The organism is Halobacillus kuroshimensis DSM 18393 (genome assembly GCF_000425705.1).
Taxonomy (GTDB): Bacteria; Bacillota; Bacilli; order Bacillales; family Halobacillaceae; genus Halobacillus; species Halobacillus kuroshimensis.
In genome coordinates, this window is sequence record NZ_AUDY01000008.1 from 372239 (window position 1) to 390197 (window position 17959).

Consider the following 17959-nt stretch of genomic DNA (forward strand, 5'->3'; position numbering starts at 1 on the left):
GCCGGGGAAAGTGGCTTTTTTAGTGGGAAAAATCAGTGGCGGATCGTTCAACAAAGGAGAGAGTGGACATGAAATTTTCAGAAGAAATTAGAAAAGCCGTAGATGAGATTTGGGAGGGAAGCTTTCAGCATCCTTTTGTAACGGGGATTGGAGAGGGAACGCTTCCTCTCGAAAAGTTCCGCTATTATGTGCTTCAGGATTCCTATTACCTGTCCCATTTTGCCCGTGTCCAGTCATTGGGAGCTGCAAAGTCTGAAGATATGGCTGTCATGGCCAATATGGCGTCTCATGCTCAGAGTACGTACGAAGCAGAGCTTGGGCTTCATGAGAATTTTTCGAAGCAGCTGGGCATTACGCAGGAAGAGCGGGAGCAGTTCAAACCGGCACCAACGGCCTATGCTTATGCGTCCCATATGTACAGAGGAGCGTATAACGGGGACTTAGGGGATGTGATTGCGACGATTCTTCCATGCTACTGGCTGTATTATGAAGTCGGCGAACATTTGAAAGAGTCGTCGCCGGAAGAACCGGTCTACCAGGAATGGATCGCGGCTTACGGCGGGGATTGGTTCCGGACGCTTGTAGAGGAGCAGATCCAGCGCCTCGATGAACTGGCAGAAGCGAAAACAGATGGCGGCAGAGCCAGGATGAAGGAATTGTTTATCATCAGCAGTCAGTATGAATATATGTTCTGGGAAATGGCTTACCGTATGGAGGAATGGCCATTTGATATAAAACAGTCGATCGCAGCCGGACGTGAATGAAACTGCATGTCATATCCACTGGGCGGCAGTCCCGGGAGGAACTGTGCACAAGGGTGGCTGCGATTGAACCAATGATTGATTTCTTCCACCTTCGAGAAAAGCAGTGGTCCGCAAGTGAAATAGCGGGAACTATAGATGCTTTGACAGAGCTCGGGTTTCCGACTGAAAAGCTCGTGATCAATGACAGGGTGGATGTGGCGGTGGCAAAAGCAGTGCCTCACGTGCAGCTGGCCGGGCACAGCCTTCCGGTCGAAGAGGTTAAGCGGGCTTTTCCTTTTTTAAACGTTGGGTGTTCGGTCCATTCCATGGAAGAAGCTATCACCGCGGAAAAGCGGGGAGCAGATTTTATTTTGTTCGGACATGTCTTTGAGACAGCGTCCAAGCCTGGATTGACGGGCCGCGGGCTAGAGGCTCTGCAGAGGGTCACACAGGCAGTATCTCTGCCTGTCACCGCAATAGGAGGATTGAAACCGGAAAATGTCAGCCGCCTTCAGAGGTCTGGAGCATCGGGAGCGGCTGTACTGTCCGGCATTCTCTTAGCAGACGATGCGGAAGAGGCGGTCCGCCGTTATCGATACCGATTAGGAAGGAGATGAAGGGATGTTTTACGATGCAATCGTTGTAGGTGGAGGAGTCATTGGCAGTTCTGTGGCCTATCAGCTTGCCAGGCGGCAGAAAAAAGTGCTCGTCATCGACCGGGGGAAAACCGGACAGAAGGCATCAAGCGCCGCCGCCGGTATGCTCGGTGCTCAGTCCGAACTGAAAGGGGACGATTCACTCTTTCAAATGGCCAGAACGAGCCGGGCGATGTTTCCTTCCTTGGCAGTCGAGTTGAAGGAGCTCAGCGGAATAGACATCGGGCTGCAGCAGAAAGGGCTGTATAAAATCGCCTCCTCCAAAGGGGAAGCGGAATCGCTGCAGCAGCTGGGGCGGTTCCAGGAGACTGCCGGGGAGAAGGCCGAGTGGATGGATGCCGGGGAGATGCGTCAAAAAGAGCCGGCTCTTTCGGACCGTTTTTGGGGAGCTTTATACCTGCCGGAGGACGGTCAGGTGGACGCACCAAAGCTGACGAAAGCGTTTGCCGCTTCGGCCGCAGCACTCGGCGCGGATTTCCTGGAACACACGGACGTCACCGGCTTGGTGGAAGAAAACGGTCGGATCATTGGAGTCAGAACCATCGGAGGCACGTATACAGGGAATGCGGTCATCGCAGCGGCCGGGGCATGGAGTGCTTCACTGCTGAATGCTGAACGCACCATTGTGGAAACGTACCCGGTCAAAGGGGAGTGCTTTTCTGTCTGGACGAAACGCCCGCTCATCACAGGGACCCTTTTCACAAAAGGCTGCTACATCGTTCCGAAGGCCGGAAACCGCCTCGTTATCGGCGCCACTGAACAGGTGGGTTCTTTCGATGAGTCTGTTACCTTAGAGGGCCTTTTTCAATTGATGGAAAAAGCCCGCCGCCTCATTCCTTCACTTCGGGAATCCGAAATGGAAGATACGTGGGCCGGAATCCGGCCGCAGACGAAAAGCGGCATTCCTTATGTCGGCCCTCATCCTGAAAAAGAGGGGTTATGGATGGCGACAGGCCATTATCGGAACGGCATCCTGCTTTCAGCGGTGACAGGAAAGCTGATGGCTGATCAAATCGAGGGGAAGTCGGTGGATCCTGACTGGGTGACGAGTGGACAAAGCTTCATCACGATAGAAGGAGGTTTATCATGAATGTGAAGTTAAATGGCGAGTGGCATGAGATTCCTGACCATCTGGATGATGTCCGTACGCTCCTGAGTCACTTTCAATTGGATAGCCGGGTGGTCATGGTGGAACTGAACGACACCATATTAGAAAAAAGCGAGCACGGAAATTCACAGCTGCATGAAGGTGACCAAATTGAACTGGTCCAATTCGTAGGAGGGGGATAATAATGCTTAAGATTGGAAATTTCACGTTTAACTCACGACTGCTTTTGGGGACAGGGAAATATCCTGATTTTGAAACGCAGAAAAAGGCTGTAGACGTATCGGAAACCGATATCCTCACCTTTACCGTCCGGAGAATGAACATTTTTGAACCGCAGCAGCCGGACCTGCTTCAACAGCTGGACGTCGGCCGTTATACACTCCTGCCTAACACGGCAGGGGCGGAAAATGCAGAAGAGGCAGTGCGGCATGCAAAATTAGCCAAAGCTTCCGGACTTTGCGATATGATTAAGGTAGAAGTGATCGGCTGTAAAAAAACGCTTCTGCCTGATCCTGTCGAAACGTTGAAAGCGACGGAAATGCTGTTGGAGGAAGGCTTTACGGTTCTTCCTTATACGTCCGATGACGTCGTCCTTGCGAAAAGACTGGAAGAAATGGGAGCCCACGCCATAATGCCCGGGGCGTCCCCGATCGGGTCAGGGCAGGGGATTCTCAACCCGCATCAGCTGGATTTAATTATTGAACAGGCAGAAGTGCCGGTCATTGTGGATGCGGGCATCGGTTCACCAGCCGATGCAGCAGCGGCGATGGAGCTTGGTGCTGATGGTGTGCTGTTGAATACTGCTGTATCTGCCGCCGATGATCCTGTGAAAATGGCGGAAGCGATGAAGCTTGCCATACAGGCCGGACGGCTCGGGTTTGAAGCAGGGAGGATCCCGAAAAAGCGTTATGCTGCGGCCAGCAGTCCAATGGAGGGAATGAGCCGAACATGAACGACCGATATTCAAGACAGACTTTGTTCCAGCCCATCGGGGAAAAGGGGCAGGAGAAAATCAGCAGCAAACATGTGCTGATCATCGGGGCAGGTGCCCTCGGAACCGGTGCCGCTGAAAATCTCGTGCGCGCCGGGGTGGGAAAACTGACGATCATTGACCGCGATTATGTGGAATGGAGCAACCTTCAGCGTCAGCAGCTGTATACAGAAAAGGACGCTGAAACCCGGCTTCCGAAAGCGGTCGCTGCCCGGCAGAGGCTGGAGCAGGTAAACAGTGAGGTCATCATTGATGCAAAAGTCATCGATGCGACACCGCTTGAACTGGAGCCACTTCTGGACGGTGTTGATGTCATCATTGATGCCACTGATAATTTTGATATCCGGATGATCATCAATGATCTATCTCAAAAGCATCAGATCCCCTGGATTTACGGGGCCTGCGTCGGAAGCTACGGCATCAGCTATACTATTCTGCCGGGAGATACGCCGTGCCTGCACTGCTTGATGGAGCAGGTGCCGCTTGGAGGATTGACGTGTGACACCGCAGGCATTATCAGTCCAGCGGTCCAAATGGTGACCGCTCATCAGACAGCAGAAGCTATGAAGCTCTTAGTCGAAGACTGGGGCGCTGTCAGGAAGAAACTTGTTTCTTTTGATCTATGGACGAATCAGCATTCAGCCATCGGCGTCTCCAGCGTGAAAAAGGATGACTGTCCGTCATGCGGCCGAGAGGCATCCTATCCATTCTTATCCTATGACCAGCAGATGAAGACAGCAGTCCTCTGCGGGCGTGACTCTGTGCAGATCCGCCCGGCATCGAAGCAGGAATGGAACCTGACCGTTCTCGCGGAGACGCTTGCCGGTCAGGAGGGCAAGGTGGAGAAGAACCCGTACCTGCTATCGTTTACGACAGGGGATAAACGGATGGTGTTCTTTAAGGATGGACGTGCCCTCATTCATGGAACCCAGGATGTAGCTGAAGCCAAAACACTCTATCATCGGTATACAGGATAAAAAAAGCTCAGAGACCCTGTCTCTGAGCTTTTTTCCATTTGTAGAGAGCACGTGTTCTTTTCTAATGCCTCCTGAAGCTACGGCAAACCGCTTTAAGCTGATGAGGGTTCAAGTCAACCCATCCCTATTTTCATCTCGTCATTTAGTAAGGTCTTGTGAAGTGTTTGGTGGTGACGCCTGCGGGAACAGCGCGGACCGAAGAACCACTTGGGCAGGTGATTTTGCTGCCCAAGTTAGCTGAGGCCGTGCCCGCGGCAAGCATCCACCAAAAAGCGGAACGTGACCACTCTGCATAATATAGGGAGCAGTTCTTCCAATAGGTAAGCACATCGTTACCCCAGAGCGACATCGAGCGTCATCATGATGGCGAAACCGATCATGAGACTGATCGAAGCGAGGTTCACGTTCCCTTTTTCATGAGAACCCGGGATGATTTCCTTAGCCACAACAAAAATCATCGCTCCGGCAGCGAAGCTTAAGGCATAAGGGAGAATCGGTTCAATGAAAATGACTGCAACGGCACCGACGACAGCAGAGATCGGTTCGACCATGCCGGAAAACTGCCCGAACATAAAGCTTTTCTTTTTGCCCATCCCATCACGATGGAGAGGCATGGATACGGCGGTTCCTTCCGGGAAGTTCTGAATCCCGATTCCGAGCGCCAGGGCGACCGCACCAGCGAGTGTGGATTCTGTCCCGCTGGAAGCAAGTGCGCCGAAGGCCACACCGACAGCAAGCCCTTCCGGAATGTTGTGCAGCGTCATGGAAAAGACGAGCAGAGCCGTCCGGTTTTTGGCTTTGTTGTCCTTGATATCCCCTAAATATTTATCAGTGTCCATCTGGGGCAGAAGACGGTCGATCCAGAGGAGCATCACCCCTCCAAGAAGGAACCCGACAACGGCCGGTACCCAGTTCGGTACGGGTCCTTCTGCGGACATCTCAATAGCCGGTGCCAGCAGAGACCAGTAACTAGCCGCAATCATGACACCACCCGCAAAAGCCATCATGCTATCAAGAAATTTCTGATTGGCACCCTTGACGAAAAATACAAGAGAAGCGCCTAAGGCCGTCATGCCCCATGTGAATAATGTACCAATAAATGCCTGCATTACAGGATTCATTTCCTTGAATATGTCAATCATGATTCATCACCTTTCTTAAAGTTGCCTTTGTGCAAAATTTATTTATGCGGTCATTTTACATGCGCTTAGTAAAAACGTCAAAAGGACAGCTTGCGGTTCTTTAACCGAACTTTATCCTCAGGAAACCTTCATAATTTTTTGTTAATTTATCGTTAACGCTTTCAAAGATTGGAAGAATAAAGTAAACTTAAAATAAAAGATGGAGCTGGGGGAAATGGCGTGGAGTATAAACCGATTCGGAGAAAGAAAATTTATGAACAGGTTGCGGATTCGTTATTGGAATCTTTAAAGGAAGGTCGGTTGAAGCCGGGGGATAAGCTGGACAGTGTGGAAGCTTTGGCCAAAAGCTTTGATGTCGGCCGATCAGCGATCAGGGAAGCACTTAGTGCGCTGCGGGCCATGGGCATTCTTGAAATGCATCAGGGAGAAGGCACGTATGTCAAAACGTTCGATCCTGCCCGGTTCACTGTTCCAACCTCTGTTGCTTTTCTAATGAAGCCGGAGGATATGAGAGAACTGCTGGAAGTCCGGCAGATCCTTGAGGTTGGTGCGTCAGGAGCGGCGGCTTTATCGCGGACAGAAGAAGACCTTCAGGCCATGGAAGCGGCTCTTTTTGAGATGAAAAGAGCGAAGGGAAATGGTGACATCGGCGAACAGGCGGACCTGGCATTCCATATGGCGCTTGTAAAAGCAGCTCACAATCAAATGCTGTTTCACCTCATGCAGAGCGTGTCGGAAGTTATGATGCAGGGCATGCGGGAGACAAGGAAGCTCCTTCACACCGAAGAAGGTACACGTCAGCTGTTGGACCAGCATCAACGGATTTTTGCTGCCATAAAGGAAGAAAAACACGAGGAAGCACAGGCATTTATGGTGGAACATTTGAATCACGTCAGAGAATCGCTCAGTGGAATCATTTCATAATGAAATGTTTCTGTCTAAGTCATCAGATGACCTTATGATTAAAAGGGAGGATGAATCATGAACGTATCGTTATTTATTACTTGTTTGTGTGATACCTTCACGCCTGATGTAGGGAAAGACACGGTCCAGTTGTTGGAGCGCTGCGGGTGTGAAGTAGATTTTCCAGCCGGTCAGACCTGCTGCGGACAGCCCGCCTATAACAGTGGGTACACAACCCAGTCCAAACAAGCCGTCAAGCAGATGATTACCGCGTTTGAAGCATCCGAGTATGTCGTGGGTCCATCAGGTTCCTGTGTGCAGATGGTGAAAGAATATCCACATATTTTGAGGGACGAACCGGAATGGCGGAAACGCGCAGAACATTTAGCCGGAAGAACTTACGAGCTGACGCAGTTTATCGTAGCCGTTTTAGGCATCGATGACGTTCACTCTACTTTTCAAGGTACAGCTACCTACCACCCCTCCTGTCATATGACGAGGCTGCTGGGAGTAAAAGATGCGCCGCGCCGCCTTTTGGAAAATGTCCAGGGGCTCACCTTGATCAACCTGCCTCAAGGGGAGGACTGCTGCGGGTTCGGCGGGACCTTTGCTGTGAAAAATGCGGCCATATCTGCGCAGATGGTGGAGGAAAAATCGTGCCACGTCACGGAGACAAAAGCGGAATACTTAATCGGCGGCGATATGGGCTGCCTCATGAATATCGGCGGACGCTTATCAAGGAACGAGGAAGACGTGAAAGTGCTGCACATCGCTCAAGTTCTGAACAGCCAATAACGGGGAGGGCGGACAAATGAGTATAAAGATTGGAACGAAAACGTATGCAGACCGGATTCAGGAAGGGATCGACAACACGTTTATGCGCCATGCCGTCAGCTCAGCACAGGGCCGTTTCCGGACAGGGCGGTTAAAAGCGGCGGAAGAGCTCGGAGACTGGGAGGACTGGCGCACGCTTGGAGAGGAGATCCGCACACATACAATGGAAAACCTCGACTACTACCTGTATCAGTTGAGTGAGCAGGTGGAGAAGCGGGGCGGAACGGTATTTTTTGCTGAGACAGCCGAGGAAGCCAACACGTATGTACAGAAGGTCGCTGAAGAAAAACAGGCCCGGAAAGTCGTCAAATCGAAGTCAATGGTAACCGAGGAAATCGGCTTGAATGAAGCGCTTGAGAAAAGTGGGTGTGAAGTTGTGGAATCGGATCTTGGCGAATGGATCCTGCAACTCGATGAAGATCCCCCGTCCCATATCGTTACGCCTGCCCTTCACAAAAATAAGAGCCAGATCAGAGAGACGTTCGTTAAGAAAAAAGGCTATACGAAAACCGATGACCCGGAGGAACTGGCCGCTTTTGCCCGCGAGCAGCTCCGGCAGGATTTTCTGGAAGCGGATATCGGTGTAACCGGTTGTAATTTTGCGGTAGCCGAATCAGGTACCGTGACGCTCGTTACGAATGAAGGAAACGCCCGTATGGTCAGTACACTCCCGGACACACAGATTGCTGTGATGGGGATGGAAAGGATCGTACCGACATGGGAGGAGCTGGAGGTGCTTGTCAGCCTGCTGACCCGCGCGGCGGTGGGGCAGAAGCTGACAAGCTACATTACGTCGCTTACAGGCACCCGTCTGGAAAATGAAGTGGACGGCCCGGAAGATTTTCATCTGGTCATCGTCGATAACGGCCGTTCGAAGATTTTAGGAACGGAATTCCAGTCCGCCCTCCACTGTATCCGGTGCGCGGCATGTATCAACGTCTGTCCGGTCTACCGCCATGTCGGCGGACATTCGTACAATTCCATTTACCCGGGACCGATCGGGGCTGTCCTTACGCCGCTGCTTGATGGGTATGAAGACCATAAGGAGCTGCCCTACGCTTCCAGTCTTTGTGCAGCCTGCACCGAAGCCTGTCCGGTGAAAATCCCGCTTCATGAACATTTGATCCGCCACAGGGAAATCATCGTGGAAAAGGAACAGAAAACGACCAAAGCGGAGCGGCTCGCTATGACCGGTTTTGCACAATGGGCATCGACGCCTGCTGCTTATAAACTCAGTACGAAAATGGCCGGAACGGTATTGAAACCGTGGACAAAGGACGGGTCGATCAAGAATGGGCCCGGTCCGATGAAGGCGTGGACGGCAGCACGGGATTTTCCGGCACCAGCGAAAAAGAGCTTCCGAACGTGGTTTGATGAACGGGAGAAAAGGAGGGAGAAAGATGACCGTCTATAATCGGGAACGCTTCCTGGATCAACTCGCCGGACAACTGGGAAGGGACCGGAGAACAAGCGCCGAACGACCAGCATACTCCGTACAGCCTCAGGAGCGGGTCTTTCAAGGAGCAGACCAGGACCAGCTGCTGGAAAAACTAAAGGAGCAGTGTAAGATTATTCATACGAATTGTCTCGTAACGACGGCTGATGAGCTTGGAGAAACCTTGAGGCATGTATGGGATGAGGATCATATTCAAAACATCGTCAGCGCCGGCGGTCCCCGTCTGGAAGCGTACGGTCTTTCTGATATCTATGAAACAATGAGACAGGATGGTTACCATGTTCATGTGTGGGATGAGCAGGAAGGACGGAAGAACGTAACCACCGCGGAAAAGGCCGGGGCCGGCATCGTGTTCAGCGATGTGACCCTTGCTGAATCAGGGACCGTTACCCTTTTTAACGACCGTTGGAACGGAAGGTCAATCAGCCTGCTGCCGGAAACCTTTGTAGCGGTTATCCCTAAAAGCACGCTCGTCCCAAGGATGACGCAGGCAGCAAGAATCATTCATGAGCAGGAGAAAAAAGGGGTGCCTGTGTCCTCATGCGTGAGCTTTATTACAGGTCCGAGCAACAGCGCAGATATTGAAATGAACCTGATTGTCGGAGTGCACGGTCCCGTGAAGGCGACCTACATCGTCGTCGATGATATGTAAGTGTTGAACAAAAAAAGGCCGTGCACGGAACATGCACGCCCTTTTTCAATCAATCGTGAGTTTTTGCCCGGTAATAGGCGAAGGCACAAACCACGTATAAGACAGGACCAATGGTAAAGAACAGCAGTCCTGAAGTTAAGTAATGGTGATGATGGTAATAATCCCAATTAAAGAAGAAATGAAGCAGTCCGGACGCCAGGGCAACGATGGCGATGATGTAATGGAACCATTCATCCTTTTTCAATTTGTCTTTCATAGCGGCTTCCTCCTGTCAATCACGTTGTCCTGCTGGTTGTCTTGGCAGGGGCTGTTCCTATCTTACCATATCCACTTGACAGGTGATAGAAAACAGAACACTTTACATAAGAATAGACAATGAGTCTGGGGGAATCTTGTATTTTTATTAGAGTTCTGGCCGCCTTTTTAGCTGCCATCAGTTTAAGTATCATTTGGAACATAATAAGCACAGGATATGACTATTCGGTCATGGTTTTTGGCTTTACATTCCCGCTCTTTCTAATCGGAGGAACGCTGGCTGACAAAATCATTACATCTGTTCAAAAAAGCTTTCCGATACGCCCACCGCTTCGTCTTTTTATTTGGATCCTGGCGGGAGGTGCTGTCGGGTGCATGCTGGATGTTTTCTTTGTGAAATCGGAGGAAGTTCTCCTGCTATCAGGATGGGGGGCGGGCAGTGCTCTGCTTTATGCAGTCGTGCTTAAGATGATTAGGTTTCTCAGCTTACTCATGAACGAAAAGGAGGGCAACTATGAAGACAGCCGGATGTAAACTGAAAAGGACCTCCGGAGGTCTGGCGCTGCCCTTGTTTTTATATATCCGTAAGTACATGGGGAGAGGGGGCTCTTTTCCTGCTTTGGTTTTTCCTCGCGGGCGGTGTCATCTGCAATGTGTTCGGCTTTTTTGATCTCTGCTCAGCTATTCATAGAAGGTGATTGTATATGAAGCGGTTTCTGCTGTTAAGCGGGAACTGTTTTCTTTTTGACGATTCTTATTGAAAATGATTCTCACTTTCACTATAATGTGTGTAACAGATCAAAAAAGGGAGCGGATACATATGCACGACGTGACGATTATTGGCGGAGGACCGGCCGGGCTTTTCTCAGCTTTTTACAGCGGTTTACGAAATATGAAAACGAAAATCATAGAAAGCCATCCGTTTCTCGGCGGAAAGGTGCATGTATACCCTGAGAAAATCGTCTGGGATGTCGGGGGTCTTCCGGCTGTCACCGGACAGCAGTTGATCGATCACCTCGTAAAGCAGGGAACGACGTTTGATCCGGATATCGTGCTGGGAGAAAAGGTAACGTCCATCGAGAAGGTCGACGGTACATTTAAACTCACCACCCATAATGGACAAGTGCACTGGTCGCAATCTGTGATTGTCGCTGTCGGCGGCGGCATCATCGAACCGAAGAAACTGGATGTCAAGGGAGCGGAGAAGTTTGAAGTCAGCAACCTTCATTATACCGTGCCGTCCTTTCAGCGCTTTGCAGGCAAGCGTGTAGTCATTTCGGGCGGAAGTCATTCAGCCATCGACTGGGCGAATGAACTGGCTCCCATTGCGGAACGTGTGCATCTCGTCTACCGCCGGGAAGAACTGAAAGGTCATGAAGCGAGTATTGACCTTCTCATCGAGCAGGGCGTGGAGTTGAATGAGCAGTCCGCCATCGAGACGTTGACCGCCAATGAAGCAGGAACGGAGATCAGTCAGGTTACGCTTACCCATCCGGAACATGGGGTAAGAATGCTGGATGTCGATGAAGTCATCATCAGCCATGGCTTCAACCGCGATGCATCCCTTCTTGACCAAAGTCCGATCCCGCTGGAGCGGGTGGATGACTTCTTCATAAAAGGTTCTGCCCAGAGTGCATCCTCAGTCCCGGGCTTATTCGCAGCCGGTGACATTCTTCATCACGAAGGAAAGCTTCACTTGATTGCCGGTGCATTCCAGGATGCAGCCAATGCGGTGAACCTTGCCAAGCAGTACATCGATCCAGAGGCCAGTGCCCGTGCGATGGTCTCCTCACACAATGAGCGTATGGATGAATACAATAAAAAATGGAAGGAAGAACAGCTGGTTTCTTCCTGATTGGAAAGCCTCTGCGTAAAGCAGGGGTTTTTTCTTTTACGAACAGGAAAATCCTTCGTCGACATGGAAGGAAGAAAAGGGAGTGCTATTTTACATCGTTGAAACAAGACAGGAGGAGTAACAAATGAAAACAGTTCGATGGGGCATCATAGGATGCGGCAATGTAACAGAAGTTAAAAGCGGTCCGGCTTTTCAACGGATTGACAACAGCTCGCTCACGGCCGTTATGAGAAGAGACGGGGAAAAGGCCGAAGACTACGCCCGGCGTCACGGTGTTCCGAAATGGTATGACAAAGCAGAAGCACTGATTCATGACCATGAAGTGGATGCTGTCTACATAGCCACACCGCCTTCATCTCATAAGGAATATACGCTCATGGCAGCAGAAGCGGGTAAGCCTGTTTATGTGGAGAAACCGATGGCAGACCGTACCGAGGCTTGTGCCGAGATGGTGGAGATTTGCGAAAAGCACGGCGTGTCCCTGTTTGTTGCCTATTACCGCCGATCGCTTCCGAGGTTTTTAAAGGTAAAAGAGCTGCTCGACTATGGAGCTATCGGCGATGTCCGGTTTGTGTCCATACAACAGACGCAGCGTTTAACGGAAAAAGACGAGCAAGGGAACTGGCCTTGGCGCGTCATGCCGGAAACGAGCGGCGCCGGCTTGATTTATGATGTGGGTGCCCATACCCTCGACCTTTTTGATTTTCTCCTAGGTCCGCTGAAGGACGTGAAAGGCACGGCCTGCAACCTCGCTGACGTGTACCCGGCAGAAGATACGGTCAGCGGGACGTGGCGGTTTGAATCTGGAGCGGTAGGCACAGGCGTGTGGAATTTCTCCTCGTACAAACATGAAGATAACAACCGGATCGTCGGCTCAAAAGGAGAAATCCAGTTTTCCACATTTGATGATAAGCCGGTGAAGCTGATTACAGAAAAGGGAGAAGAAGAGTTTACTATTGAACATCCCAAGCATATCCAGCAGCCGCATATCGAGTCGATTGTTCATGAGCTTACGGGCAAAGGGACGTGTCCGAGTACAGGGGGGGCGGCTCTTCGGACCAACCGTGTTATGGATCAATTGTTAAAAGACTATTATTGATATTGAATGTTTGTACTTCATATCTCGAGGTTGAGTCTTCAAGAAAAGGGCAGGAGACTCAACCTCGAGATGATAGGTGGAATGGGATGATTTTTGAAACTCTATAGTAAGCCGCTCGTAATATATAAATAAGGGTGGTGTGAAATATGTCTCAAGAGGTTCTATTTCTTTTAGTTATCTTATCTATGGCTGTGTGGGTTATAGTGTCTAAAGAGGCTGTAAAACCTTCAAATAAAATAAACCGGTGGAAAATGATAACATTATTGTCTGCTGGTTGTTTATCTAGTTTATTTATAACGATCACTCTTTTCCAAAGCTTGTTGTAGTATCAATAAATGGATTGGAGTAATTGATTCGCACACACACCTCGAAATCAAGTCTTCTATAAGTGGAGGCTGAATTTTAAGAGGTAATGTTCATGCGGTGCTTTCTTTTATAATATACTTGAAAAAAAAAGAAAGGAACATTCTGGTGGAAAAAATTATTGAGCAAAATAAAGACGAAATAATGATAAAGTATATTGTAGTTAGTGTTTTTTCATTGCTGACTGTAAGGAAGTTCGAGAAAGTAGAGAAATTAAGAAAAGATTTAAAAGAACAGAAAGAACTAAGCCCTGATTCTAATAGAATATAAGGGATAACATAATATGGAAGATCTCATTTTCCAAAAATAAAAGACGTCCTATAAAGGACGTCTTTGCGTATTGCGGCGAGTGACAGCACTCCACATTAGTGCCTTACCATAAAGGCGCGTCAATCTCGTCTTATGCAATTCAGCTCATCGCTTGATAAGTATAACATAATGCAGCTTTTATTCCAATAGAAAATCCCCCCTTTTATTTAAAACCTTTGTGGACGACTTATTTGAAAGTACCCCAGGCTTGGGTACCGCCAGTAAAACGCTGATAGCGGAGGCTAAGATAATTCAGCTTTATTGATCCTTACCGTTACTTATTAGAAAAAATAACCATTACTTTAACCTTAGTTACTATCTGAAATTTAAAATAATTAATACTATTATCGTATTTACCAATATCCTATAGTTTTGTACACTTAAATCGAAACGTTTCACCAATCTTTGAAAGGAAGTGTTTTTTTGAAAAAGAAGGTATTCCTTTTGTTTTTTACACTTATCCTAGTGATGAGTGTAACCGTACCAATCACATCTCCAGCTAAACAGGCCCCAAAGGGAAAAGAGGTTGCTTTAACCAAACAATTGAAAGCGATTTCAAAAAAGACGTACCGTTATTTTGAAGATTTTACAGTGGGTGAAACGGGACTCACTTATGATGCTGTCAGATATGATGAAAATGGGGAAATGACGGCACAGAAGCATACTTCACCAACTAATATAGGGATCTATATGATGAGCACGATTGCTGCAGAGGAAGCGGGACACATTTCCCGTGATACAGCCGTTGAAAAAATCAAAACGACACTAACGACCCTTGAAAGTATGGAAACATGGAATGGGCTGTTTTATAACTGGTACAATACGTCCGATGGATCGCTGTATACAGACTGGGGGGAGTTCATTTCAACCGTAGATAACGGCTGGCTTTCTGCAGGGTTGATTGTCGTCGGGCAAGCGTACCCGGAGCTCTATGATCAGTCTGACAAAATCGTAGAGGATATGGATTATTCCACCCTCTATACGCCTGAAGTCGGGCAGATGAGAGGCGGATATGATGTCGCAGCAGAAAGCTATACGTCGCACCATTACGGTGCGTTTTACACGGAACCACGTGTCGCCAGCTACATCGCTATCGGTAAGGGCGATGTTCCAAAAGAACACTGGTGGAAGATGTACCGCACGATGCCGGACAGTTGGGATTGGCAAGCCCAGAAGCCGGAAGGATATTTGACGACGTATGATGGTGTGGACGTGTTTGAGGGCCATTATTCTTACAAGGGTAAAAAGTATGTACCAAGCTGGGGCGGAAGCATGTTCGAAGCTCTAATGCCCCCTCTTGTATTAAAAGAAAAAGACCTGGGTAAAGACGCCCTGGGACTGAACAATAAGCGTCATGCTGACATTCAAATCCAATATGCTAAAGAGGAAGGATACGCAGCATGGGGAATGTCACCTGCCGCAACGCCTGAGGATTATTCGGAATTCGCCGCAACACCGCTTGGCATGGATGGATATAAATCAGATGGCACGGTAACGCCTCACGCTACTTTCTTAGCTCTTGAATATGCACCGATGGAAGCATTCAAAAATATCCAGCAATTGAAACGTTTCAATACTTATAGCAAATATGGCTTCTTAGATTCCGTCAATGTAGAAACAGGGGAAGTGACCAACGCTTATCTCGCTCTCGATCAGGGTATGACAATGGTTTCGATCATCAATTACTTGAAAGATGGGGTAATCAGAGATTATTTCCATGAATCGGATATTGGACACGGTCCTGAAGATTTACTCACCAAAGAAGAATTCTCCATCAAATAATAAATAACCCGGTGATTCTCTCTTGAGAATCACCGGGTTATTTATTTGCTTCTTACAGAAGAGCGTTTCACAAACTCTGTGGAAAGATCAAACGACTGATCCACTTGATCTCCGGCGAGCATTTGGAAAATAGTATGGACTGCTAAAGCGCCTGCTTCATACTTCGGTTGCTTGACGGTCGTTAAAGGGGGGGTTACATATTCCGATAACTGGATGTCATCAAATCCAACGATAGAAACGTCATCCGGAACAGATATACCTTTTTCCGAGAAAGCTTGAAGGCCACCGATGGCCATCTCATCGTTGGCATAAAACACAGCATCTGGCAATTGCTGCTGAGCAATAAGCATTTTGGTTGCCCGGTAACCACCTTCACGAGTGAAATTCCCGCTAATTTTAAAGCGGGATTGAAACGGGAGGTTATTGTCTTTCAAGGCATCTGAAAAGCCTTTAAACCGTTCCTCATTGTCGTGGGAATCGTTGGGGCCGCTAATATAGGCGATCGACCTGTGCCCATTCTTGATCAAATGCTCCGTGGCTTGATTGGCCCCGTGACGGTTATCGACTTTCACATGGATTGCAAACGGATTTTGAACTTCACGATCCAGCACAATGATAGGGAAGTCTTCACGTGCAGACTCCTCAATTAACTGGGTGCTGACATTATTCGCAAGAATGATGGCTCCGTCTACTCGTTTCTCCCGCAGGAATTTCGTGGCGGTGGACCGATCGCCCCCCAGGGAGCTGCAGGCGATCAAATCATACTGGTGGCTGGCGGTCACTTCCTGGACCCCTTTGATCAACTCAGAAAAGTAGGGGCCTGACATATCACTCAATATTAAGGCAATGGTATTCGTTTTGGTCCGTTTCAGATCGGAAGCGAACCCGTTCTTTTGATAATTCAACTCTCTAGCTGCTTTAAGCACCTTTTCGATCGTCGATGCACTCACTTTTTGATTGCCATTTAACGCATAGGAAGCTGTCGAAAGAGCAACCCCTGCGCGCTTAGCCACATCTTTTATTGTAGCCATATTAAATCCTCCATCTGTCCATTCATATACTTAAACTATAACATTTCTCACAAGAAAACCGGCTTATTTGATTCCCGACATGGTAAAACCTTCCACGATATACTTTTGAAAAAAAGAGAAGATGATGATGATGGGTACGACCATGAAAGCAGCCCCTGCCATTTGCAGGGCAAAATTATTCGCATATTGTCCCTGCAGTAAGGAAAGTCCCACGGATAAGGTGTAAAGACTTTCATCGTTGGCGATGATCAACGGCCAAAGGAAGCTGTTCCATCCTGCGATGAAGGTCAGAATCCCTTGAACAGCAAAAATCGGTTTCGCAATCGGAATGACCAGACGGAAAAAGATGTGAAATTCTCCCGCGCCATCCAGCCTCGCTGCTTCAATCAAATCATCAGGGATTGTCGTCATGAACTGACGGAATAAAAAGATGCTGAAGGCCACAGCCAAGCCCGGTAAGATAATACCTGTCATCGTATTCGTAAGTCCCATGGCATTTAACAACAGATACACAGGAATCATGGTGACCTGACCGGGGATCATCATTGTCGCCAATACGATATAGAACACTTTTTCCCGGCCTTTGAAATCATATTTAGCGAAACCATAGCCCGCCATTGCGTTAAATAATAACCCGAGGAAAGAGAAGAACACAATGACGAGTGTATTCCTCAAATAGACGGCAAAATTCATGTTGGTAAAGAGGTTGATGTAATTTTCAAGGGTTGGGTTTTCCGGAATGATGGTCGGTGGGATGGCCAACACTTCACTTTCAGGCTTGAAAGAACTTGAGATCATCCAAATGAATGGAATCGAAACGAGAATGCCTCCCGCTACCATAATAAAGATGACAAGCGCTTGTTCCCACTTATTTTTCTTAGTCGCTGCTGCCATAACTGCTGAAACCCCCTTCGGTTAATATTCCGTATCTGATTTTCTCAATTTGAATTGGATCATCGTTACAACGATGATCATGGCGAAAAGCACAAAAGACCCAGCTGCTGCATAACCGAATTCACTGAATTGAAAACCTTCCTTGTAAATGAAAAGGGCAATGGAAATCGTGCCGTCCAACGGACCGCCATCAGTCATGACGAACGGTTCTTCGAAAAACTGCATCCAACCAATCAGGGTGGTCACGGTAACGAAGAACGTGGCGTAGCGCAGGAGCGGCAACGTCACATGAAAAAGCACCTGCAAACGGTTTGCTCCATCCATTTCGGCTGCTTCATAATAGGATTTAGGGATGCCCTGGAGAGCCGCCAGAAAAATGATCATATTGATACCGATCCCTTTCCAAACCGCTAAGATAATCAATGAAATCTTAGCGATGGTCGGTTCCTGCAGCCATGGGATGTTTTCAACTGTAAGCAGGGAGAGAATATAGTTGAACAAGCCGTATTCCGTGTTGTATAAATAACCCCAGATCACAGCGACAGCAATGATATTTGTGATCGAAGGCATGTAGTACACGGCCCGGAACATCGTGAAAAGCCTGCTGGTTCCATAGTTCAACAGCAAAGCGATGGATAACGAACATATGATGACTAAAGGAACACCAATAACCACGTAAAAGATAGTGTTGAAAATGGACTTGATAAATGTATCATCTGCGAATAGGGTTTGGTAATTTTCAAGTCCGATGAAGGAAATCGAAGACCAATCGGCCAGACCTTTCAAGTTCATATCCGTGAAACTGATAAAAAAGGCAATAAGAATCGGAATCAAACTGAAAAGGGATAACAGGAGAACAGCTGGAGATATGAACAGATAAGGATATCTATTTTTTAATTTCATGAAAAC

At 48.4% G+C, this 17959-nt stretch carries 19 protein-coding genes; 14 read left to right on the plus strand and 5 right to left on the minus strand.

Annotation, left to right across the window (positions count from 1 at the left end; translation table 11 throughout):
* Window positions 1-68 precede the first annotated feature (68 nt).
* Genes tenA through H615_RS0103760 form a run of 6 tightly spaced genes read left to right on the plus strand, consistent with a single transcriptional unit; the run spans window position 69 to window position 4475 of the window.
* Window positions 69-764, plus strand: coding sequence for a thiaminase II (tenA, locus tag H615_RS0103735; protein ID WP_027953885.1), 696 nt, complete (start codon window positions 69-71; stop codon window positions 762-764).
* On the plus strand, window positions 761-1360 hold the full coding sequence (gene tenI / locus H615_RS0103740; protein WP_027953886.1) for a thiazole tautomerase TenI: 600 nt from the start codon (window positions 761-763) through the stop codon (window positions 1358-1360). Before tenA ends, tenI begins: the two co-directional genes overlap by 4 nt.
* Window positions 1361-1364: 4 nt before the next feature.
* Complete coding sequence (gene thiO / locus H615_RS20840; RefSeq protein WP_035531224.1) at window positions 1365-2489, plus strand: glycine oxidase ThiO; 1125 nt, start codon at window positions 1365-1367, stop codon at window positions 2487-2489.
* Window positions 2486-2689, plus strand: coding sequence for a sulfur carrier protein ThiS (gene thiS, locus H615_RS0103750; RefSeq protein ID WP_027953887.1), 204 nt, complete (start codon window positions 2486-2488; stop codon window positions 2687-2689). Before thiO ends, thiS begins: the two co-directional genes overlap by 4 nt.
* A gap of 2 nt (window positions 2690-2691) precedes the next feature.
* Window positions 2692-3459 carry a thiazole synthase gene (locus tag H615_RS0103755; protein WP_027953888.1) on the plus strand — a complete coding sequence of 256 codons (768 nt, stop codon included), beginning with the start codon at window positions 2692-2694 and terminating at the stop codon, window positions 3457-3459.
* Window positions 3456-4475 (plus strand): thiazole biosynthesis adenylyltransferase ThiF, encoded by a 1020-nt coding sequence (locus tag H615_RS0103760; RefSeq protein ID WP_027953889.1) that lies wholly within the window; start codon window positions 3456-3458, stop codon window positions 4473-4475. The genes H615_RS0103755 and H615_RS0103760 overlap by 4 nt, the downstream gene beginning before the upstream one ends.
* Window positions 4476-4807: 332 nt before the next feature.
* Here H615_RS0103760 and H615_RS0103765 read toward each other — a convergent pair whose 3' ends face one another.
* Complete coding sequence (locus tag H615_RS0103765; RefSeq protein WP_027953890.1) at window positions 4808-5617, minus strand: ZIP family metal transporter; 810 nt, start codon at window positions 5615-5617, stop codon at window positions 4808-4810.
* Window positions 5618-5836: 219 nt separating this feature from the next.
* On the opposite strand from H615_RS0103765, the gene H615_RS0103770 reads away from it, so the two are divergent.
* The 4 genes from H615_RS0103770 to H615_RS0103785 are packed head-to-tail and all read left to right on the plus strand — an operon-like array spanning window position 5837 to window position 9462.
* Complete coding sequence (locus H615_RS0103770; protein WP_027953891.1) at window positions 5837-6541, plus strand: FadR/GntR family transcriptional regulator; 705 nt, start codon at window positions 5837-5839, stop codon at window positions 6539-6541.
* Between the two features lie 57 nt (window positions 6542-6598).
* Window positions 6599-7315, plus strand: a complete 717-nt coding sequence (locus tag H615_RS0103775; RefSeq protein WP_027953892.1) for a (Fe-S)-binding protein — start codon at window positions 6599-6601, stop codon at window positions 7313-7315.
* 16 nt (window positions 7316-7331) lie between these two features.
* Entirely contained in the window at window positions 7332-8768 is a 1437-nt protein-coding gene (locus H615_RS0103780; protein WP_027953893.1) for a LutB/LldF family L-lactate oxidation iron-sulfur protein, read from the plus strand.
* Window positions 8755-9462 (plus strand): LutC/YkgG family protein, encoded by a 708-nt coding sequence (locus H615_RS0103785; protein WP_027953894.1) that lies wholly within the window; start codon window positions 8755-8757, stop codon window positions 9460-9462. The genes H615_RS0103780 and H615_RS0103785 overlap by 14 nt, the downstream gene beginning before the upstream one ends.
* Before the next feature lie 49 nt (window positions 9463-9511).
* On the opposite strand, the gene H615_RS0103790 is transcribed toward H615_RS0103785, so the two are convergent.
* On the minus strand, window positions 9512-9718 hold the full coding sequence (locus H615_RS0103790; RefSeq protein WP_027953895.1) for a hypothetical protein: 207 nt from the start codon (window positions 9716-9718) through the stop codon (window positions 9512-9514).
* Window positions 9719-9837: 119 nt separating this feature from the next.
* Here H615_RS0103790 and H615_RS20845 point away from each other — a divergent pair, with 119 nt between their 5' ends.
* From H615_RS20845 to H615_RS0103815, 4 genes are all read left to right on the plus strand, one after another.
* Window positions 9838-10251: a hypothetical protein gene (locus tag H615_RS20845; RefSeq protein ID WP_035531227.1), complete on the plus strand. Its 414-nt coding sequence runs from the start codon at window positions 9838-9840 to the stop codon at window positions 10249-10251.
* Between the two features lie 286 nt (window positions 10252-10537).
* Entirely contained in the window at window positions 10538-11572 is a 1035-nt protein-coding gene (locus H615_RS0103800; protein ID WP_027953897.1) for an NAD(P)/FAD-dependent oxidoreductase, read from the plus strand.
* Window positions 11573-11696: 124 nt separating this feature from the next.
* Window positions 11697-12671, plus strand: coding sequence for a Gfo/Idh/MocA family protein (locus H615_RS0103805; RefSeq protein WP_027953898.1), 975 nt, complete (start codon window positions 11697-11699; stop codon window positions 12669-12671).
* A 1095-nt stretch (window positions 12672-13766) separates the two neighbouring features.
* Window positions 13767-15125 (plus strand): glucoamylase family protein, encoded by a 1359-nt coding sequence (locus tag H615_RS0103815; protein ID WP_244877716.1) that lies wholly within the window; start codon window positions 13767-13769, stop codon window positions 15123-15125.
* 41 nt (window positions 15126-15166) lie between these two features.
* On the opposite strand, the gene H615_RS0103820 is transcribed toward H615_RS0103815, so the two are convergent.
* The 3 genes from H615_RS0103820 to H615_RS0103830 all read right to left on the minus strand — a co-directional run bounded on the left by H615_RS0103820 (window position 15167) and on the right by H615_RS0103830 (window position 17953).
* Window positions 15167-16156 carry a LacI family DNA-binding transcriptional regulator gene (locus H615_RS0103820; protein WP_027953901.1) on the minus strand — a complete coding sequence of 330 codons (990 nt, stop codon included), beginning with the start codon at window positions 16154-16156 and terminating at the stop codon, window positions 15167-15169.
* A gap of 63 nt (window positions 16157-16219) precedes the next feature.
* Window positions 16220-17050 (minus strand): carbohydrate ABC transporter permease, encoded by an 831-nt coding sequence (locus H615_RS0103825; RefSeq protein ID WP_027953902.1) that lies wholly within the window; start codon window positions 17048-17050, stop codon window positions 16220-16222.
* A gap of 21 nt (window positions 17051-17071) precedes the next feature.
* Entirely contained in the window at window positions 17072-17953 is an 882-nt protein-coding gene (locus H615_RS0103830) for a carbohydrate ABC transporter permease (protein ID WP_027953903.1), read from the minus strand.
* Between the last annotated feature and the right edge of the window lie 6 nt (window positions 17954-17959).